Here is a 16,356-nt window from a genome sequence, read left to right as displayed (position 1 = left end):
TTTTCTATATTTATTGATACATTTTCATCGCTGAAAGTATTCTTTGTATTTTTTTGACCAGATGGTTGCTAATATTGGCCCTGCAATGTTATGCCATACTGCCGCTAATACACTTGGGAGTGCAGCAACCGGTCCAAAATGTGCTGTCGCCAGCGCAACACCTAAACCTGAATTTTGCATTCCTACTTCTATTGAAATAGCCCTTCTTGTCCCTTCGTCTAGTCCAAGTACGAACGCAGTTATATATCCGAGCAAAAAACCGAAAGCATTATGGAGCATCACCGCAATAAAGATAAGAAGTCCTGAAGAAGTAATGCTACTTACATTTGCTGAAACAACTGCAGAAACAATTATGATAATTGCTACAACTGATATTAAAGGAATAACAGTCATTCCTTTATTAACGATATGAGGGAAAAACTTTTTCACTACTAGTCCTAAAATAATAGGCACAATAATGACTTGTACGATAGAAAGAAACATGGACATAGCATTTACTGGCATCCATTGCCCTGCAAGTAATAGTAGAATGAGCGGTGTAGCAATTGGTGCTAGTAACGTTGATACTGAAGTCATTGCAATAGACAACGCTAAGTTCCCTTTTGCTAAATAAACCATAACATTTGATGCAGTGCCACCCGGTACTGAACCGAGCAACACTAACCCAGCTGCTAATTCCGCTGGCAGATTCATAACGTAGGCTAGTACGTATGCGACAAGTGGCATAATAATAAACTGAGCACATACACCGATAATAACTGGTAATGGTTTTGTGGCTATGATTTTGAAATCAACAGCCTTCAATGTTAATCCCATCCCAAACATGACAACCCCAAGTAAAATCGTTATGTAACTAGTTAACCCGAGAAATGGCGCGGGAATGAAATATGCAATAGCTGCAATACAAATAACCCAAAATGCAAAATACTTTCCAGCTATATTACTTATCGCTTCTAGTACTTTCATCCACTCAGCCCCTATCTTTTAATTGAAACACCTTTTTCGGATTCAAAATATTTTGCGGATCAAGAACTTTCTTTATTTTCTCCATTACAAATAATGCCGCCCCATGTTCTTCTTCTTGATACTTTCGTTTCCCGATTCCAACGCCATGTTCTCCTGTACACGTTCCTCCTCGTTTAAGAGCATACTGAACGATACTTTCATTTATTTCGTCTGCCTTCTTCACTTCCTCCTTATCATTTGTGTCAATCATTAAGAGTACATGGAAATTCCCATCCCCAACATGACCGAGAATACCGCCAATAAGCCCTACTTTATGTAATACCTCTTTCGCATGTTGAATCGCTCCAGCTAATTCCGAAATTGGTACACATACGTCTGTACTCATTAGCTTTTTACCAGGATAACTATGCACGTAAGAGTACGCTAAGTTATGTCTTGCATCCCACAGCTTATTTCTCGCTGCTGTTTCCGTCTCAAACGCAATTTCTATACATTTATGATCAAGAACGATTTCTTTCGTAAATTCAATATCTTGCTTTAACCCTGCTTCATTGCCGTGAAACTCTAAAAACAGTGTCGGTTCTTCTCTGTAACTTGTTTCATTGTAATAATTTACTTGTTTCATAGATAATTCATCAACGAGTTCGATTCTCGCGATTGGAATACCTGCTTGTAATATGTTAATTACAGCTTCTACTGCATCATTTATAGTTGGAAACGATGCCCTCGCAGCCATAACATGTTCTGGTATACCGTATACTTTTAAAGTTAACTCCGTGAAACATCCAAGTGTTCCTTCTGAGCCTACGAAAATACCATTTAAATGATAACCTGATGATGACTTCGCCGCTAAATTCCCGGTATGTATTACTCCTCCATCAGCAAGAACGACTTCTAAATCTCGAACTTGATCACGCATTACCCCATACTTTACCGCTGTCGTTCCGCTCGCATTTGTAGCAGCCATTCCTCCTAACGTTGCATCAGCTCCTGGGTCTACACTAAAAAATAATCCATACTTTTTCAATTCTTTATTAAGCTGAGAGCGCGTCACCCCTGGCTGTACTCTCACAAGAAAATCCTTTTCTCTTATTTCAAGTATTTTGTTCATAAGAGAAAAGTCCATTGTAATTCCTTTTTCGTAAGGAATTACATGTCCCTCTAAACTGGACCCTACTCCAAATGGAACGACAGCTGTTCCGTGCTGAATCGCTATTTTCATTATCGCGCTAACTTCTTCGGTCGTTTTTGGAAAAACAACTACATCAGGTAAACTACTACTATGGTAAGATTCATCTTTACTATGTAACTCTCGTACTGTCATATTTATTACTACTCGATCTTCAGGAAGTATGCCTTTTAATTCGTTTACTACATGTTCAATTGTTATTTCCATAATCAACTCTCCTTTTTAATTTTAAAACAAGTATACCATCTTTATACAAAATAATTAGAAAAATAAGATTATTAAACCTGAACATACAAAAAAGAACCTGCAGCACACGCTACAAGTTCTTTTTCACTACATTTTAAACGATTTCTTTATTAACAACATAAACCAAATTAAAGTAACTGCCATCAACGAATGAGAAAATCCTACAATATAAGTTAACCCTTTAAAGTCAGCTCCATTTAACTGAAGAAGCCCTCTCGCTGCTAGCGAACCTAACATTAATGTTAATGCAATATTATGTAAAACAAACCACTTATTAAACCCTTGCACTTCATGAAACGCGAATACTTTTGCTAATCCTAAAGCAATTAAAAAGAAGAAAAAGCCAAGTACAAGTGTATGCGTATGCAAAAGATTTAACAAAGTAGACCCTAAAATCCCTTTATACTTACCATACTCCCTAGCGAAAATCCCTGATAATAAACCGATAATCAAATACGTAAACGATGCATTATATAATTTCTTCATTATGTACCTCCTTGAGTAGAATGTATAGTGTGTCATATTTAGTAATAATGATAGTTATATAGTAAAAACTCCTAGTCACCTAGGAGTCATTGTATAAGCATCTCACTCTTTACAATCAATCCTAATTATAAGATATCTCTCTATACAAAACAAACGAACTTTATGTGAACAAACACCCCCATTAAAATATGTTGCACTTTTGTTTTACACAATCCATACTAATTGTTATAACTTTTTAAAGGTGGTGTAATTATTGATAGTTCTTGAAACTGAACGTCTTAATCTTCGCTGGTTTGATATAAAAGACGCTCCTTTTATTCTTGAGTTAGTAAACGATCCTGCATGGATTCAGTTTATCGGTGACAAAGGAGTTAGTAACTTAGAAGATGCAAAAAAATATATTGTAAACGGTCCCATCGATATGTATAACAAACTTGGATTCGGCCTTTACTTAGTAGAACGAAAAAAAGATCTCACTCCACTTGGTATGTGTGGCCTTATTAAAAGAGATTCATTAGAAGACGTTGATATCGGGTTTGCCTTTTTAGAGACATTCCGTTCAAAAGGATATGGCTACGAGTCAGCTTATGCGATAATCGAATACGGTGTACAAAAGCTCGGCATGAAACGAATTGTAGCAATTACTTCTGTAGATAACATCGCCTCAGGAAATCTTTTAGAAAAAGTAGGATTACGATTTGAGAAAATCATTTCAGATTCAGGAGAAGATTTAAAATTATTTGGGTATAACGCATAGTAAAGAAGGTCGCCGTGAATGGTGACCTTCTTTACTATTTTACTGATCTCGTCATAATACTTTTAGTTCCATGTATAGTTTTGCAGTAATTCTTGTGATTACTACTATGCCTTTCATATCACATTTTTTTGGAAATTCATAGAAATAAAACTTTCACATTTAAATAAATTATATTAATATATCAAATAAAGGAAGTGAGAATAAATGGAACAACCGCTATTTTTATTAGTTCTTCAATTCATTGCATTCATATTAATCATTTGTATCGTATATGGAATGTTGTACAATACCGTATTAAATTTAAATATGCCTAAATGGACTGCACATATAGTAGCTACGGTCTTTTCCCTTGGTATTACCTATCAAGCTTTTATAAATTTTATTTGAAAAACTTTTGTAGCAATTACTTCTATTGTTGATGCAGTAAAGCTTTTAGAAAAAGCAGGATTGCAATTTGAGAGGGTTATTTCAAGATCAGAAAACGTAACCATTTTTTATAAAGTCTTTCCAGCGCAAAATAGTGAAGAAGTTAGTTCCGCTGAAAGTGTGTTTGCATAAAAAGAAATGAATTTAATTGATGCTACAAAAACTTTATTTTAATTCTGGTTCTATTGTTTGGAATCGTTCTAGGGTACCATTTGTGTGGACTTTAAAAATTTTCATTTGCGCACCAAAATGTTGCGTTAAGTAAAATGTATCACCAGTTATTAAATTTCCAATCTTCCAATCAGGTTGATATGTACTTTCCATGGAACTTTCTAAATCCCCAATCATTATTAAATTGATATATAATGAAGATGAACTACTCAACATTTTCGTTAAAGATAGTCTATCAACCTCTAACTACCTAATGAACTCAAGTAAACACATCTTCAGTCATTTTAAGAGGTACAAAAGGCACCCTTTCGGGTGATTTTTGTATAAAAATTCTATTTTTTTATATTCGATACCAACCACGAACCTTTTTAAAATAATAGTATCATTATGTCTCCTTTTTAGAGATTATTTTTAATTACCTTGAATTTTTTGCACCAGAACTGGAAAATCCCTGACTACTCGAAAGATCAACTATCAAGTGCTAATATTCAATAACGCGTACTGAAAATGATTAAACATTTTTATAAACCAGTGGAGCATTTAAGAAATCAATTTTTCTCTTATCGAAATTTAATTAGCTTACAGTAATACAGTGGTCATATATTTTTAAGAATAACGGAAGAATATATAGAAATTGCTACAGAAATGTGAAGTTTAATTAATTTAGGAGGAACAAACTTGTTTAATCAGCTTGTAAAAGTTATACCGAATTTATTTACGATTGGAAATTTATTGTGCGGTGTTTTCTCAATCACCTTGAATATGAGTGAATATTTAGGAGCAGCCTCCATTCTCATTTTCTTTTCAGCTGTTTTAGATTTTCTTGATGGAAGAATTGCAAGAAAATTAAAAGTGAACAGTGAGTTTGGCGTAGAATTGGATTCCTTAGCTGATATTGTTAGTTTCGGCGTCGCTCCTGCGCTTTTATTTCATACGATAGCAACACCTTCTATTTTAACTTCTTTGGCATTTATCCTATTCCCAACAATGGGTGCTTTAAGATTAGCTAAATTTAGTATTAAACCAACTATTGGATATTTTAAGGGATTACCTATTCCAGCTGCAGGATTATCATTGGCTGGTATGGCATTGTTTTCATATAGTAATGCATGGATTACTTTAATCCTCGCCCTCTTAATGGTAAGTCCCATTAGGTTTAAAAAATTTTAATGAAGGTCACGCCCAACGCCATTAAGGAGCATTTTAAATGGATTTAACGCGTCAATAAGTATAAAAAAGCGGGACAATAATATTAAATTAGGTGCCCTTCGAAAAATTAAAACCTTGTATTTATGGCTATTGGGTTAATCCATCGATATGTTATTCTGAAACGTCAGTCCACTTTTAACAGGAGCTCCCTTTATCAAGAGAGCTCCTGTTCTTATTTCTTCTTCTTTTCTGTCGGTTGGCTTTGTTTAGCAAAATTAGATGAATCATCAAAATTCGGTTGCTTTTTACCAGCATTATTACTTCTACCTTTTCCCATATGTAATGCACCTCCCCTCCCCCTTACTATTCCCAATAAAAAAATTCTCTTGCATCCAAGAGAATTTTAAATTGGGTTCTTATTGATAATACCTAAGTACTTCCAACACTGCCATTCCATAAAAGATGGATCCAATGTTAAATTATTTAATGCTAAAACAAATATTACATTTTCATATTTAACTGGATAATCAATTAATAATCCTAATGTATTTCCTGAATCTGCGACAATTATGATTCCCTTTTCTAACACGTCATCTATAACTTCTTTTAATTATTCTTACCTAGCATATAATATTTTCCTACACATTGAGATTGCATGTTGTATAAGGAAGCCCTTCTTCTTTCCATGCAAGAAATCCTCCCTTTAAATTCACTACTTCCTTTATACCAGCTCTTTGTAAAATACTAGCTGCTATAGCGGAACGTAATCCGGTTCGACATTGCAAAACTATTGGAAAATCTTTCGGTATATAATCTAGTTGTTCAAATAGATTACCTAAAGTGATATGTATTGCATCATGAAGGTGTCCTTCCTCCCACTCTTTTTTACTACGCACATCGATAACCTTAACGCTTCCACCTTTTATATGCGGATATAATTCAATCGATGTTTTTTCTTTGTAACTTTCAAATCTATCAAGTCTTTGTATTACTTTTAAGGGTGCAAAAGCAATAATATTATCTAACCCAATAGATTCAAATTCTCTAATAACTGCCTCTACTTTAACTTTTTCCTCATCTAGAATTATTAAAGTTTCTTTTTTATAATCTAATAACCATCCACACCAAGTTGTGAAAGAATTGTTATAAGGTATGTTAATTGACTTCTCGATATGACCTGCAGCAAAACTCTCTACATCCCTTATATCAACTATTTGATAAACGCTCTTCAAAATTTCTTGAAGTTCTTCTACTGTATTAATAGCAGTACTTTTTCTCTTCTTACGAATTGGCGGACCATACTTATTTAAATTCTTCATTAATGAAAAATACTTTGGAGGCTCTGGCTGTCCCGTCAATAAAGTCGATATAAAATCACTTTCTTCATTACACCGAAATGCCCAATTGAACATCTTTTCATAACCTAATGTAGAAGTTGGAATTGCTCCTAATGCTTTTCCACATGCGCTTCCCGCACCATGTGATGGCCATATTTGCAAATAATCAGGAAGTATTTTTATTTTTTGTATAGAATCAAATAATTGTTTCGCTCCTATTTTTGCAGTATCTTTAATACCGACTGCAGTTTCTAATAAATCCGGTCTTCCTATATCTCCTACAAATATAAAATCACCTGTGAATATTCCTATCGGTTTATCATTCGTATAATTATTTTGACTTGTATCAGTTACTAAAAAAGAAATACTTTCAGGCGTATGCCCTGGGGTGTGAATTACATTAAATTTTATATGACCTACTTTAAACTCTGTGCCCTCTCTAACCAATTTGTATCGACCTTCGTTAAGATATTGATATTTCCAATCACAATCTCCTTCATCAGATACATATAAATTTGCATGGTAAAGATTAGAAAGTTCTCTAGACCCAGAAAGAAAATCAGCATGAATATGAGTCTCAGCCGCAGCAATTACTTCCATCCCCTCTTTCTTAGCAAATTCTATATATTGTTCTATATAGCGACTAGGATCAATAACGATTGCTACGCCTTCTTTCTGACAACCTACTAAATAGGAAGCATGTGCTAATTTTTCATCATAAAAATATTTTAAAAGCATAGCTATTCCCTCCAATTAGTTATTTCAAATTAATTTTCAATTTTTGTAACCACTTTTTATCTTCTCCTATAGAATCCCTTTCAACATTAAATTCCAATACATATATGGCAACATATATCTTTTAAGTAAAAACATACTATACCGTTCTTTCGCTTGATTAAATGGAAACGTTTCTTGAGGCTCATGTTCATAGTTAAATTCAGCAAGTATAAGACTTTTATATCCTGTAACAATCGGACATGATGTATATCCATCATATTTAGCCTGTAAATCTCTTCCGTTAAGTACGTCCATAATATTTTGTTTTAAGACAGGTATTTGCTTTCGAATTGCTGCTCCAGTTTTAGAGGTAGGTAAATTGGTACAATCTCCAAGTCCGAAAATATTCTTATACTGTACATGCTGCAAAGTATAAGGACTTATATCTACCCAGCCCTGATGATCACTTATCTCACTTTCTTTGATAAAGTTAGGTGGTCCCATTGGTGGAACAACATGTATCATACTATATGGTACTGTTTCTCTTTTCATTGTTTGCATATCTTCAAAAATTGCTTCTCTTTTTTCAGCGATAATCTCTACTAAGTTTTTATTATAGTTCGTTATAATTTGCTTTCTTTCTAGTACTTGTTCTAAAGTATTTGCATATCGCGGAACCTGAAAGATGTTACTGTTTGCAGAATAAAACATTACTTCACTTCTGTTTCTTACACCACTATTACAAAAATACTCCTCTGCTAAATACATAATTTTTTGTGGAGCACCACCGCATTTAATAGGAGTATTAGGGTGGGTAAAAAGCGCATTTCCTCCTTTAAATTTTTCGATTTCTCTCCAAGTAGAATCAACATATGTATAAGAATAATTGCTACATACCCCATTAGTCCCAATAGATTCTTTTAAGCCTTTAATACCTTCCCAATTTATTTGTATACCAGCTGCTACAATAAGAATTTCATACTCAAGCAGCAGTCCGTCATCTAACAGTATCTTATTTTCATCCGGAAATAACTTAACAACACTTTTAGGGATCCACGTTGCCCCTTTTGGAATAAGCGATTCTTGATCACGCATTGTACTTTCCTTTGAAACAATTCCTCCCCCCACTAAACTCCATAGTGGCTGAAAATAATGTTTTTTTGACGGATCAATAATCGCTATACTTTCTTTCAATAGGGGGATATTTCTTAATAAATGTGCAGTAGAAGATATTCCTGCAGTCCCAGCACCAATTACAATAATTTTATAAGTATCTCTGGTCTTCATTATCCTCTTCCTATCTAAAATTGATTTTTAAATTAACTAATTAGTAGCTATTTTTTCATCGTAGTAACATTATTATAAGTTAAAAACATCATAGATTTATCTGATTCAAATGAAAATTTTGTTAATTTTACCATCAACATTACTATATGCGTAAATCCCCTATGTTACTTCCATATTTTAGTTTTAACACTAAAACTATATGTTGTTATATAAAATAAATATAATATATTAAAATACTTTTCATGAATCCGGATAAGTAATGTTTAAAAAACAACATCTAACATCTTAGATGTTACAATAAGCAAATTCACATACTTCACAAATATGAAAAGTATTAAATATCACTTAAGTTTCGTTACTTTTTTTCTGTATATATTGATAAAAAATTGTGAAATTTTATCGCATTATGCAAGACATTTAATATCAAATATATTACTTTTACTATGAACTAAATGTGTTTATAGGAAGTGTATAGATAAATAAAGTGCTAAATTGACTCTTATGCAGTAATGACTGTTTAATTTATCTAAAAATTGAAAAAATATGTGTAGATATATATCATTTAAAATACATATATAATTAATTTTAATTTTCCGACACGTTTTTCACATAGTTCTTAAACCAGTTTTTTGCGTGCATTATGAAAAAAATTGTACCGTGTCAATCTTAAAAAATTATATATCATAACTTTAAGAGAGGAAGGAAAACTATGAAGATGAAACGAAAAATCATGATGACAACGGCACTTGCAGCTACGTTAGCTACAGGTGCACTACCTACTACCTCGGTGTTTGCTGCAGAAAAGGAGGCTCCTATTCAACTAAAAGAGGCACAATTAAGTATTCAACCTTTTGCACAAAACAATTTGGAAACAGCCGTTCAAGCTGCCTTAAATGGTCCAGAAGTCAAAAAAATCAAAGTATTTGAACATGAATTTAATGTAAAGGAAATAGAAGTAGTAAATCTAGGTGCAGGAAAAAAATATGTTAAGGGGCAAATCTCTCATCATTTAAGTTTTCGTCCAGATGATCAATTTTATTATGAGTTTACAGTACAAGATGGAAAGGTACTAGATAAACCTGTATTTAATATTGATAGAGGTGGTTGGACACCATTTGCTGCTCCACTTTTATCAATTCTTGCTGCGTATAATGGAATTCCAGTTAATCCAAATGATTTAAATGCACTTGGTCAGCAGATTGGTAAAGTTATAGATGGAAGCTGGGAACATGCAGCCCAATCAATTGCAACTGTAGTTAGTCTAAGTTTTAATGAGTAGAATTTTTCAATTTTTATTAGCAGTGTAGAGATCCGCTTTTTGTAATCAGCCTTGTTATAAGAGATTCTAAAACAGCTATTAATAAATTTTTACCACTCAATCACATTATCTTGATTTGTTTACCACCTTATCATTCATTATATGTCACAAAATAGAAGTCTTTTTTAGGACTTCTGTTTTGTTTGTATTCAATACGATAAACAGTTATTTTTTGGAGGCTATACTTCGAGTTTTCAAGAATCCGCTTGGCTATTAGGGACAATTTATAATAAAAAATTATTAAAGTCTCAAATAACTTACTCCTCCTATTGTTAATTATTTTTAAATACAAAAATTTATTATCTTAAGAATGAAAAACAATAAATATAGTAAAAAATCATCTAACAATTGTTTAAAGGTCAGGAGAGAAAAAATGAACAAAATAAAAATGAGAAATTTCTTTAAAATTAGCATCCTTACTTGTATTACACTAGCAAGTTTAAGTACACCATCTACTATTTTAGCTGATAGTCATCCAGGTTACTCCTATGAATCCAATATAGGGTATCAAAATCCATCGTGGATGTCGAAAATAGAAGGTTCAACAAAAATAAGTGAAATATCTATTCCAGGGACTCACGGTACGATGGCTTTACATGGAGCGAGTTTTCTTGATGAAAATTTGACAAGAAATCAAACTATGAGTTTATCCCAACAATTAAATTCTGGAATTCGATATGTAGATATGCGTGTTAAACGTGTAAAAGATTCTTTTGCAATGTATCATGGCGTTGTAAATCAAAAAGCTGTGTTTGAAGATGTATTAAAAGAGACCATTCAATTTTTAAAAGATCATCCAACAGAAACAATATTAATGCGCTTAAAAGAAGAAACTAATCCTGAAAGTGGATCTCTATCATTTGAGGAGATATTTTTAAAATATAAAAACGTTAATGCTTCATATTTTTGGGATCCTAATTCCGTACCAACTTCAGATAGAAATAACCCTACTTTAGGAGATACCCGCGGAAAAATTGTAATCTTACAAAACTTTACATCCGCTCAATTGTACGGGATTGATTACGAAGGTTTAAATATACAAGATAAATTTGAAATTGGAAGCGGACCAGACGAAATATATACAAAATGGATTGCGATAAAAAACCATCTACAAAATACAAATATTAATTTTAATACTAGAAAAATTTACCTCAACCATTTTAGTGGTACGGGAGGCGCAGCCGCATTTTTAAATAATGTATATCCTTGGTTTGTTGCAAGCGGAAAAGAGAGCAGGAATACTGACAGTAGTCCTAAATTGATTCAAACGAATTCCACTAATGCGTGGAGTGATTTCCCTCGTGATAGAAACGGACAAGTATACTATGGGGGGATGAATACACTTGGGACCGAACTCTTACAACAAGGCGCAATTAAACATTCTGGTATCATCGCAGCTGATTTTCCCGGTCCAGGTTTAATTGATAGTATCATTAAATTAAATGGTATACATTCAAATGAAAAAGAAATATTAATTTCACAAATATCATCTGAATCTAGTCCTTTATCAGGGCAACAAAATCGATCCAGCCAAAACTTTAAAATTGATAGTTTACCTGTAGGTACCAAAGAATTAAAATGGGTTATTGAGCCTTCAGAAAAAGATTATCCTTCTACTATTTCTTTCAATGTAATGATTGATGTTTCCCTAGGAATAGATTCTACTCGTTGGAAAAATATTTCACATGAATCTAGGACTGAAGCTTACACAAATACTAAATATTATATTGCAAGTCCAATTGGTGCCACTAGAAAATTCACAGTGAAAATATACGCTATTACAAATTAAAAAAAAAGAATCCCAATGGAATTCCATTGGGATTCTTTTTTAATTTCATTTCGTAAACATTAGGATGGCGTTTAAATTTTATCCCGCATTAACGGGCGCCCGTAAAAGCCCGATTGGTGAGGGATGATAATCAGTGGGGGATGAACAAAACCTTCACTGATTAAAATTTCACTTTATTAACATATTATTTAATCCATTAGATAATTATATTTGAAACAGCCCTTAATTTTTAAAGAGCAATCCAAATTTGTTAACTACCTTTTTCAGCTTATCATTTATTCAAAACTGGCTTCCAAAGCGATAAAGCAAAAATCCAATTTGAGTCGCCATTTCCTTGATGATTTTGAACCGCTTCGTACACTTTCCCCTCATGTATTACTCTATCACCTTTAGTATATGCTTTTCTTGCATCCCATTTTTCATATGCGGAATCCTCTAACTTTGTTGTTACATTCAAAACATCACTTCTACTAGATTCATTTCCAGCTAAATCAACCGCCGTCACTACATATTTATACGATGTATTAGCCTTCAAATCTTTATCCATAAAGGATGTATTAGTCGCCGTCCCAATTTTATTCATAACCCCAGCGCTTTCTCTATATACAATATAATGGTCAACACCTACATTATCTTCTGACGGACTCCACATCAAATCAACAGTTGTCGCCGTTGTACCCATACTATGTAATCCTTTTGGTTGAGCTGGAGCCTCTATATCTGGGATTGCATGTGTTGTCTTAACCTTTAGTTTTTCACTTTCTTTTGATATGTTTCCAGCAGAGTCTAATGCCTTTATTGTATAAGTATATTCCGTATCTGCTTTTAGTTTTTTATCAATAAAAGTTGTACCTGGTACCGTATTAATTACTTCTCCATTACGTAACACTTGATATTCTTTTACACCTATATTATCAGTAGAGGCCTTCCATGTTATTTCAACACTATTGGCAGAAACTTTAGAGGCATTTAATTCAGTTGGTTGACTTGGAGCTACTGTATCAGGTGTTTCATTATTTACTAAATTTACATCAATTACATTATAAAAGGCATTTGACGTATCTGCTACATCCCATACAGCTAAAATAACATGATAACCATTACGATCAGTTGGTACATTAATTGTATGTGTTAAATTATTTGATGCGGCCGAACCGTCATGTTTTACAGTTCCAATTGGTTCTAATTCCGCACGTGTTAATGGTTTATTAGGATCCCATCCTTTTTTTGTAATGTAATAATGCCATTTACTTGTAGAATGTGCTGCTGTATATTTCCATGTAAATGTATTTTCTCCACCCTTAATTGTGTTTTTGAACCAACGATTTGTTGTTTGTTGGTCAAGAGTTCCTCCAAATAGTCCTCCTGCCGAAGCGATTTTACCATCAATCGGTCCACCATCGGGAAACCCTTTAGGTGCTTCTAGACTTTGAGGTTCATACATTACATTTCCACAATTTAAATTTAATGCCCCATAATTCTGACTACATAAAGCAGCACGACTACTCGGCTTTTCAACAAACCCGTGTGCATACGCACTTTGAGGAGTCATTGTGATTGCTGTCATGCCTGCAGCCAAAACACAAGCACCAATCCCCTTTTTACTTGTTCTTAATCTTTCCAATTTAGATGTTAATTTCAATTTCATTTTTGTCCCCCCAATATATTGCTTTCGCTAATATAATAGCAATATAGGGATAAACGAACAAATCGTCAATTAATATATTAATATCTCTCATAAATTGGTACATTTATTATTATTTTTAATCTCCTATAAAAATAAAGTAAATACAATTAAGCAATTTTGTAACATTATGTATTAAAAGAAGAATAAAAACTTCATTTAATTTCACAAAAAATTCAAATATTAAAACAAAAAAATTACCTCATGTAGGAAAAATAAATTTTTTATATTACAAAAAGCAAAAAAGTCTAGAAGAAACCGATTATATCCGTTTCTTCCAGACTTCCGCTACTTTTATACCACTCACAAATTCTTTAACCTTAAACATATACACTTGAGGTTAAAACACATATAATACCCCTACTAATTCAAACTAACGCTTAATTACTTATAAAATAACTTAAGGTATCTAGCTTAACTGTATTTTCTTTATTAATAGCTATTTTCTATCCTGTATTTCCTTACTTTAAACAGATTATCAAGAAATTGTTAATGTTTAAGAAAAGAGAAAAGGTTTAAAAATAGAAAAGATTTAAAAATACAATTTTAACTATCACATTCTAATAATTTATTGTGTTATTTTTATCTAATAAGGCACAGAAACAAAGGATGAACTTCAGTGTGCTTGAGAAAAGTTCTTAGGGTGAAACGTTTAAAGGGTATTTTAGTACTGAGTTTTTATTAAATGTTCCTGTACCTAATATTTAAATTAACGTATGTCAAAATATTTTACAATACGAGTGTTAAACGTTACATATTTCTATATAAAATGATACATTTCATCAGCACGCCTCCCTAATATTTATGCTAAATATAGAAAATTCAGCTCGTTAGGATTTAATTTTAGAATTCTCATAAAAGCATATGATAGATTAGGCACGTAATTGTCACAAATTAATAGTCTATCTACTTTTTAATTACCTATGAAAACTTTATTATCGCTTTATTATTTACTCCTAAACCAAAGAACATCTATACCTACAACTTCTTAAAACTCTTTTAGATAATCTTTCAAAAGATTTGATAGTTTTATATTTTATATTTTTTTATTGTACATTTTTGCATTTGATGTTAGGATTATGCCTATTAAAATTGAATCGTAACGATTCTTCTTTATAATTTCCACATTTTAATTGTTAAATAAAAATATAGATTCTGATATATATATTCAAAATCAGACCTACAATATCTTTATTTTACAATGATTTCGTGGCATACCTTTAGAATGGAAAGATATATGCAACAACGTGTTAAGGGGTTACAGGAGGAACAAAAATGAGAGACTTTTTTGATGATAAGTACAAAAATATTGAATTAAAAAGGAGGTTAATCAATTTAATAAGTGAAATTAGCGAATTCAAAGGAAAATTAGCTGCTTATCAGGAACAAAACCCTGACATATTTAATAGTTTAGAAAAAACTATACCACTACATTACATAAAAAATTTCACAACTATTTATGAGGATATAAAAGTTCCTAATAAAAGATTAAAAGAACTTATTTTAGATGATATAGTACCTCAAAATATTTCTGAAGATGCTATTTTCTGCTATTATCAAACACTTTCTTTTGTACATAAAAACTCCTGTACTTTATTAATTAATCCAGCAACTATACAGGAATTACATTTTCAACTAATACATTATATTACCTCTGACAGTGCCAAATGGCGTGAAAAACCTTTTATTATTCCAGGAGTTCCAGAACATGGAATGCACTTGAATAGTTACCGCATTCTTCCGCATGAACTTATCCCACGGTTTATGGAGCAATTATGTGATCAATACAACTCATTAAATACTAGTAAGGGGCTACATTCACTTTTATTAATAGCTCGTTTTATATTAAATTTTTATTGCATAGTCCCTTTCAATCAAGGTAATAACAGGCTGGCATTTATGTTAATGCAATTGCTGTTAATTAAGAGTGGACATACATTTGTAAAATATGTATGTTTGGATAAATATATTAAGAAAAACGAATCTGATTATTACAATTCGATTTATAAATCTTCGGTGAATTGGTACTGCGAGGAACATAATAATAGCTTTTGGTTAAAAACGTTTTTAACCATTATATTAGAGGCTTACAAAGATCTACATAACACAGTTCTAGATTCTATATGTAAACATACTAAAATTGAGAGAATTCAGGATTTTATACTTAAACAAAAACAACCCTTTACTAAGGAAAGTATTCGTAACACTTATCCAGACATTGCAGAAAGTACAATCAGTAAGGCTTTAAATTCCTTGCAAGTGTTTGGCCATATTAAGCTAGTTACAAAAGGAAGAAACGCAACGTGGATTAAGATTTGACCATACTTTCAATACACATGAGGTTTAAAAATTCAATTATAACCTTATCATTGAATTTCATTTTAATTTTAAGATAATATTACTTTTTTAGTTATTTCTAATTCCAACAAAACATTTTATAGGAAAAGGTCCGCTTTCCCCCGCCTTTTCCTATAATAAAATGAAATATAAACATAGAATGATTGTCGAAAAAAGTCGTATTTTAATATTTTTTCTTTATTTTCTGGTTGTAAACGTTTCACTTTCATGTTACCATCTTAATCAAACAATAGATGGTAATAAAAATGAAAGTATTTCTTTCCCTTAGAAACATATAAACGTACGGTAATATCAAGAAAATAAGGTCAAAGAAATATTTGATACCTACCAAAATAATTAATAGGAATTTTGTCGCACTGTTTTTTCTGATAATTAAGAAAACGCATTTTGTCCCTAAACAAAATTTGTTGGTGCGCAAAATTAAAATACACTATAACACCCAAATAAATGAAATATCCTTTTTCATTGAGTATGAA

At 32.1% G+C, this 16,356-nt stretch carries 14 protein-coding genes; 6 read left to right on the top strand and 8 right to left on the bottom strand.

Annotated elements, in window-relative coordinates; translation table 11 throughout:
* Nucleotides 1–24: 24 nt before the first annotated feature.
* From HMPREF1014_RS07395 to HMPREF1014_RS07385, 3 genes are all read right to left on the bottom strand, one after another.
* Entirely contained in the window at nucleotides 25–966 is a 942-nt protein-coding gene (locus HMPREF1014_RS07395) for a bile acid:sodium symporter family protein (RefSeq protein ID WP_000865825.1), read from the bottom strand.
* Nucleotides 967–970: 4 nt separating this feature from the next.
* Nucleotides 971–2,362, bottom strand: a complete 1,392-nt coding sequence (locus HMPREF1014_RS07390; RefSeq protein WP_000406571.1) for an FAD-binding oxidoreductase — start codon at nucleotides 2,360–2,362, stop codon at nucleotides 971–973.
* A 126-nt stretch (nucleotides 2,363–2,488) separates the two neighbouring features.
* Complete coding sequence (locus HMPREF1014_RS07385; protein ID WP_000737896.1) at nucleotides 2,489–2,887, bottom strand: DUF2871 family protein; 399 nt, start codon at nucleotides 2,885–2,887, stop codon at nucleotides 2,489–2,491.
* A gap of 253 nt (nucleotides 2,888–3,140) precedes the next feature.
* Here HMPREF1014_RS07385 and HMPREF1014_RS07380 point away from each other — a divergent pair, with 253 nt between their 5' ends.
* Nucleotides 3,141–3,644 (top strand): GNAT family N-acetyltransferase, encoded by a 504-nt coding sequence (locus tag HMPREF1014_RS07380; RefSeq protein WP_000636206.1) that lies wholly within the window; start codon nucleotides 3,141–3,143, stop codon nucleotides 3,642–3,644.
* Nucleotides 3,645–3,848: 204 nt separating this feature from the next.
* Nucleotides 3,849–4,031: a hypothetical protein gene (locus HMPREF1014_RS07375; RefSeq protein WP_000437513.1), complete on the top strand. Its 183-nt coding sequence runs from the start codon at nucleotides 3,849–3,851 to the stop codon at nucleotides 4,029–4,031.
* A gap of 204 nt (nucleotides 4,032–4,235) precedes the next feature.
* On the opposite strand, the gene HMPREF1014_RS07370 is transcribed toward HMPREF1014_RS07375, so the two are convergent.
* Complete coding sequence (locus tag HMPREF1014_RS07370; protein WP_002000399.1) at nucleotides 4,236–4,418, bottom strand: DUF5065 family protein; 183 nt, start codon at nucleotides 4,416–4,418, stop codon at nucleotides 4,236–4,238.
* Between the two features lie 501 nt (nucleotides 4,419–4,919).
* Here HMPREF1014_RS07370 and pssA point away from each other — a divergent pair.
* A complete protein-coding gene (gene pssA / locus HMPREF1014_RS07365) occupies nucleotides 4,920–5,411 on the top strand; it encodes a CDP-diacylglycerol--serine O-phosphatidyltransferase (protein ID WP_000483080.1) in 492 nt (163 codons plus the stop codon).
* Between the two features lie 382 nt (nucleotides 5,412–5,793).
* On the opposite strand, the gene HMPREF1014_RS31845 is transcribed toward pssA, so the two are convergent.
* The 3 genes from HMPREF1014_RS31845 to HMPREF1014_RS07350 all read right to left on the bottom strand — a co-directional run bounded on the left by HMPREF1014_RS31845 (nucleotide 5,794) and on the right by HMPREF1014_RS07350 (nucleotide 8,731).
* A complete protein-coding gene (locus tag HMPREF1014_RS31845; protein ID WP_000890300.1) occupies nucleotides 5,794–5,979 on the bottom strand; it encodes a hypothetical protein in 186 nt (61 codons plus the stop codon).
* A 49-nt stretch (nucleotides 5,980–6,028) separates the two neighbouring features.
* Nucleotides 6,029–7,465 (bottom strand): MBL fold metallo-hydrolase, encoded by a 1,437-nt coding sequence (locus HMPREF1014_RS07355; RefSeq protein ID WP_000925322.1) that lies wholly within the window; start codon nucleotides 7,463–7,465, stop codon nucleotides 6,029–6,031.
* Nucleotides 7,466–7,531: 66 nt separating this feature from the next.
* Nucleotides 7,532–8,731 carry an FAD/NAD(P)-binding oxidoreductase gene (locus HMPREF1014_RS07350; RefSeq protein WP_000857342.1) on the bottom strand — a complete coding sequence of 400 codons (1,200 nt, stop codon included), beginning with the start codon at nucleotides 8,729–8,731 and terminating at the stop codon, nucleotides 7,532–7,534.
* Nucleotides 8,732–9,440: 709 nt separating this feature from the next.
* Here HMPREF1014_RS07350 and HMPREF1014_RS07345 point away from each other — a divergent pair.
* Both HMPREF1014_RS07345 and HMPREF1014_RS07340 read left to right on the top strand, forming a co-directional pair.
* Complete coding sequence (locus tag HMPREF1014_RS07345; RefSeq protein ID WP_000782798.1) at nucleotides 9,441–10,010, top strand: hypothetical protein; 570 nt, start codon at nucleotides 9,441–9,443, stop codon at nucleotides 10,008–10,010.
* Nucleotides 10,011–10,422: 412 nt separating this feature from the next.
* Nucleotides 10,423–11,838, top strand: coding sequence for a phosphatidylinositol-specific phospholipase C (locus HMPREF1014_RS07340; RefSeq protein ID WP_001033594.1), 1,416 nt, complete (start codon nucleotides 10,423–10,425; stop codon nucleotides 11,836–11,838).
* Between the two features lie 271 nt (nucleotides 11,839–12,109).
* On the opposite strand, the gene HMPREF1014_RS07335 is transcribed toward HMPREF1014_RS07340, so the two are convergent.
* Nucleotides 12,110–13,486: a lytic polysaccharide monooxygenase gene (locus tag HMPREF1014_RS07335; RefSeq protein ID WP_000769025.1), complete on the bottom strand. Its 1,377-nt coding sequence runs from the start codon at nucleotides 13,484–13,486 to the stop codon at nucleotides 12,110–12,112.
* A gap of 1,311 nt (nucleotides 13,487–14,797) precedes the next feature.
* Between HMPREF1014_RS07335 and HMPREF1014_RS07330 the strand changes: the two genes are divergently transcribed.
* Nucleotides 14,798–15,841: a Fic family protein gene (locus tag HMPREF1014_RS07330; protein ID WP_001204216.1), complete on the top strand. Its 1,044-nt coding sequence runs from the start codon at nucleotides 14,798–14,800 to the stop codon at nucleotides 15,839–15,841.
* Nucleotides 15,842–16,356: the final 515 nt, after the last annotated feature.

The sequence above is a fragment of the Bacillus sp. 7_6_55CFAA_CT2 genome (assembly GCF_000238655.1).
GTDB classification, from domain to species: domain Bacteria; phylum Bacillota; class Bacilli; order Bacillales; family Bacillaceae_G; genus Bacillus_A; species Bacillus_A cereus.
Note: the sequence above shows the minus strand (reverse complement) of the source record. Positions and strands in the feature narration are given on the sequence as shown.

Coding starts and splice junctions, on each gene's coding strand:
- HMPREF1014_RS07390 (WP_000406571.1), bottom strand. CDS start 2,362: ATGGAAATAACAATTGAACATGTAGTAAACGAATTAAAAGGCATACTT.
- HMPREF1014_RS07395 (WP_000865825.1), bottom strand. CDS start 966: ATGAAAGTACTAGAAGCGATAAGTAATATAGCTGGAAAGTATTTTGCA.
- HMPREF1014_RS07330 (WP_001204216.1), top strand. CDS start 14,798: ATGAGAGACTTTTTTGATGATAAGTACAAAAATATTGAATTAAAAAGG.
- HMPREF1014_RS07340 (WP_001033594.1), top strand. CDS start 10,423: ATGAACAAAATAAAAATGAGAAATTTCTTTAAAATTAGCATCCTTACT.
- HMPREF1014_RS07355 (WP_000925322.1), bottom strand. CDS start 7,465: ATGCTTTTAAAATATTTTTATGATGAAAAATTAGCACATGCTTCCTAT.
- HMPREF1014_RS07375 (WP_000437513.1), top strand. CDS start 3,849: ATGGAACAACCGCTATTTTTATTAGTTCTTCAATTCATTGCATTCATA.
- HMPREF1014_RS07350 (WP_000857342.1), bottom strand. CDS start 8,731: ATGAAGACCAGAGATACTTATAAAATTATTGTAATTGGTGCTGGGACT.
- HMPREF1014_RS07335 (WP_000769025.1), bottom strand. CDS start 13,486: ATGAAATTGAAATTAACATCTAAATTGGAAAGATTAAGAACAAGTAAA.
- HMPREF1014_RS07385 (WP_000737896.1), bottom strand. CDS start 2,887: ATGAAGAAATTATATAATGCATCGTTTACGTATTTGATTATCGGTTTA.
- HMPREF1014_RS07345 (WP_000782798.1), top strand. CDS start 9,441: ATGAAGATGAAACGAAAAATCATGATGACAACGGCACTTGCAGCTACG.
- HMPREF1014_RS07370 (WP_002000399.1), bottom strand. CDS start 4,418: ATGATTGGGGATTTAGAAAGTTCCATGGAAAGTACATATCAACCTGAT.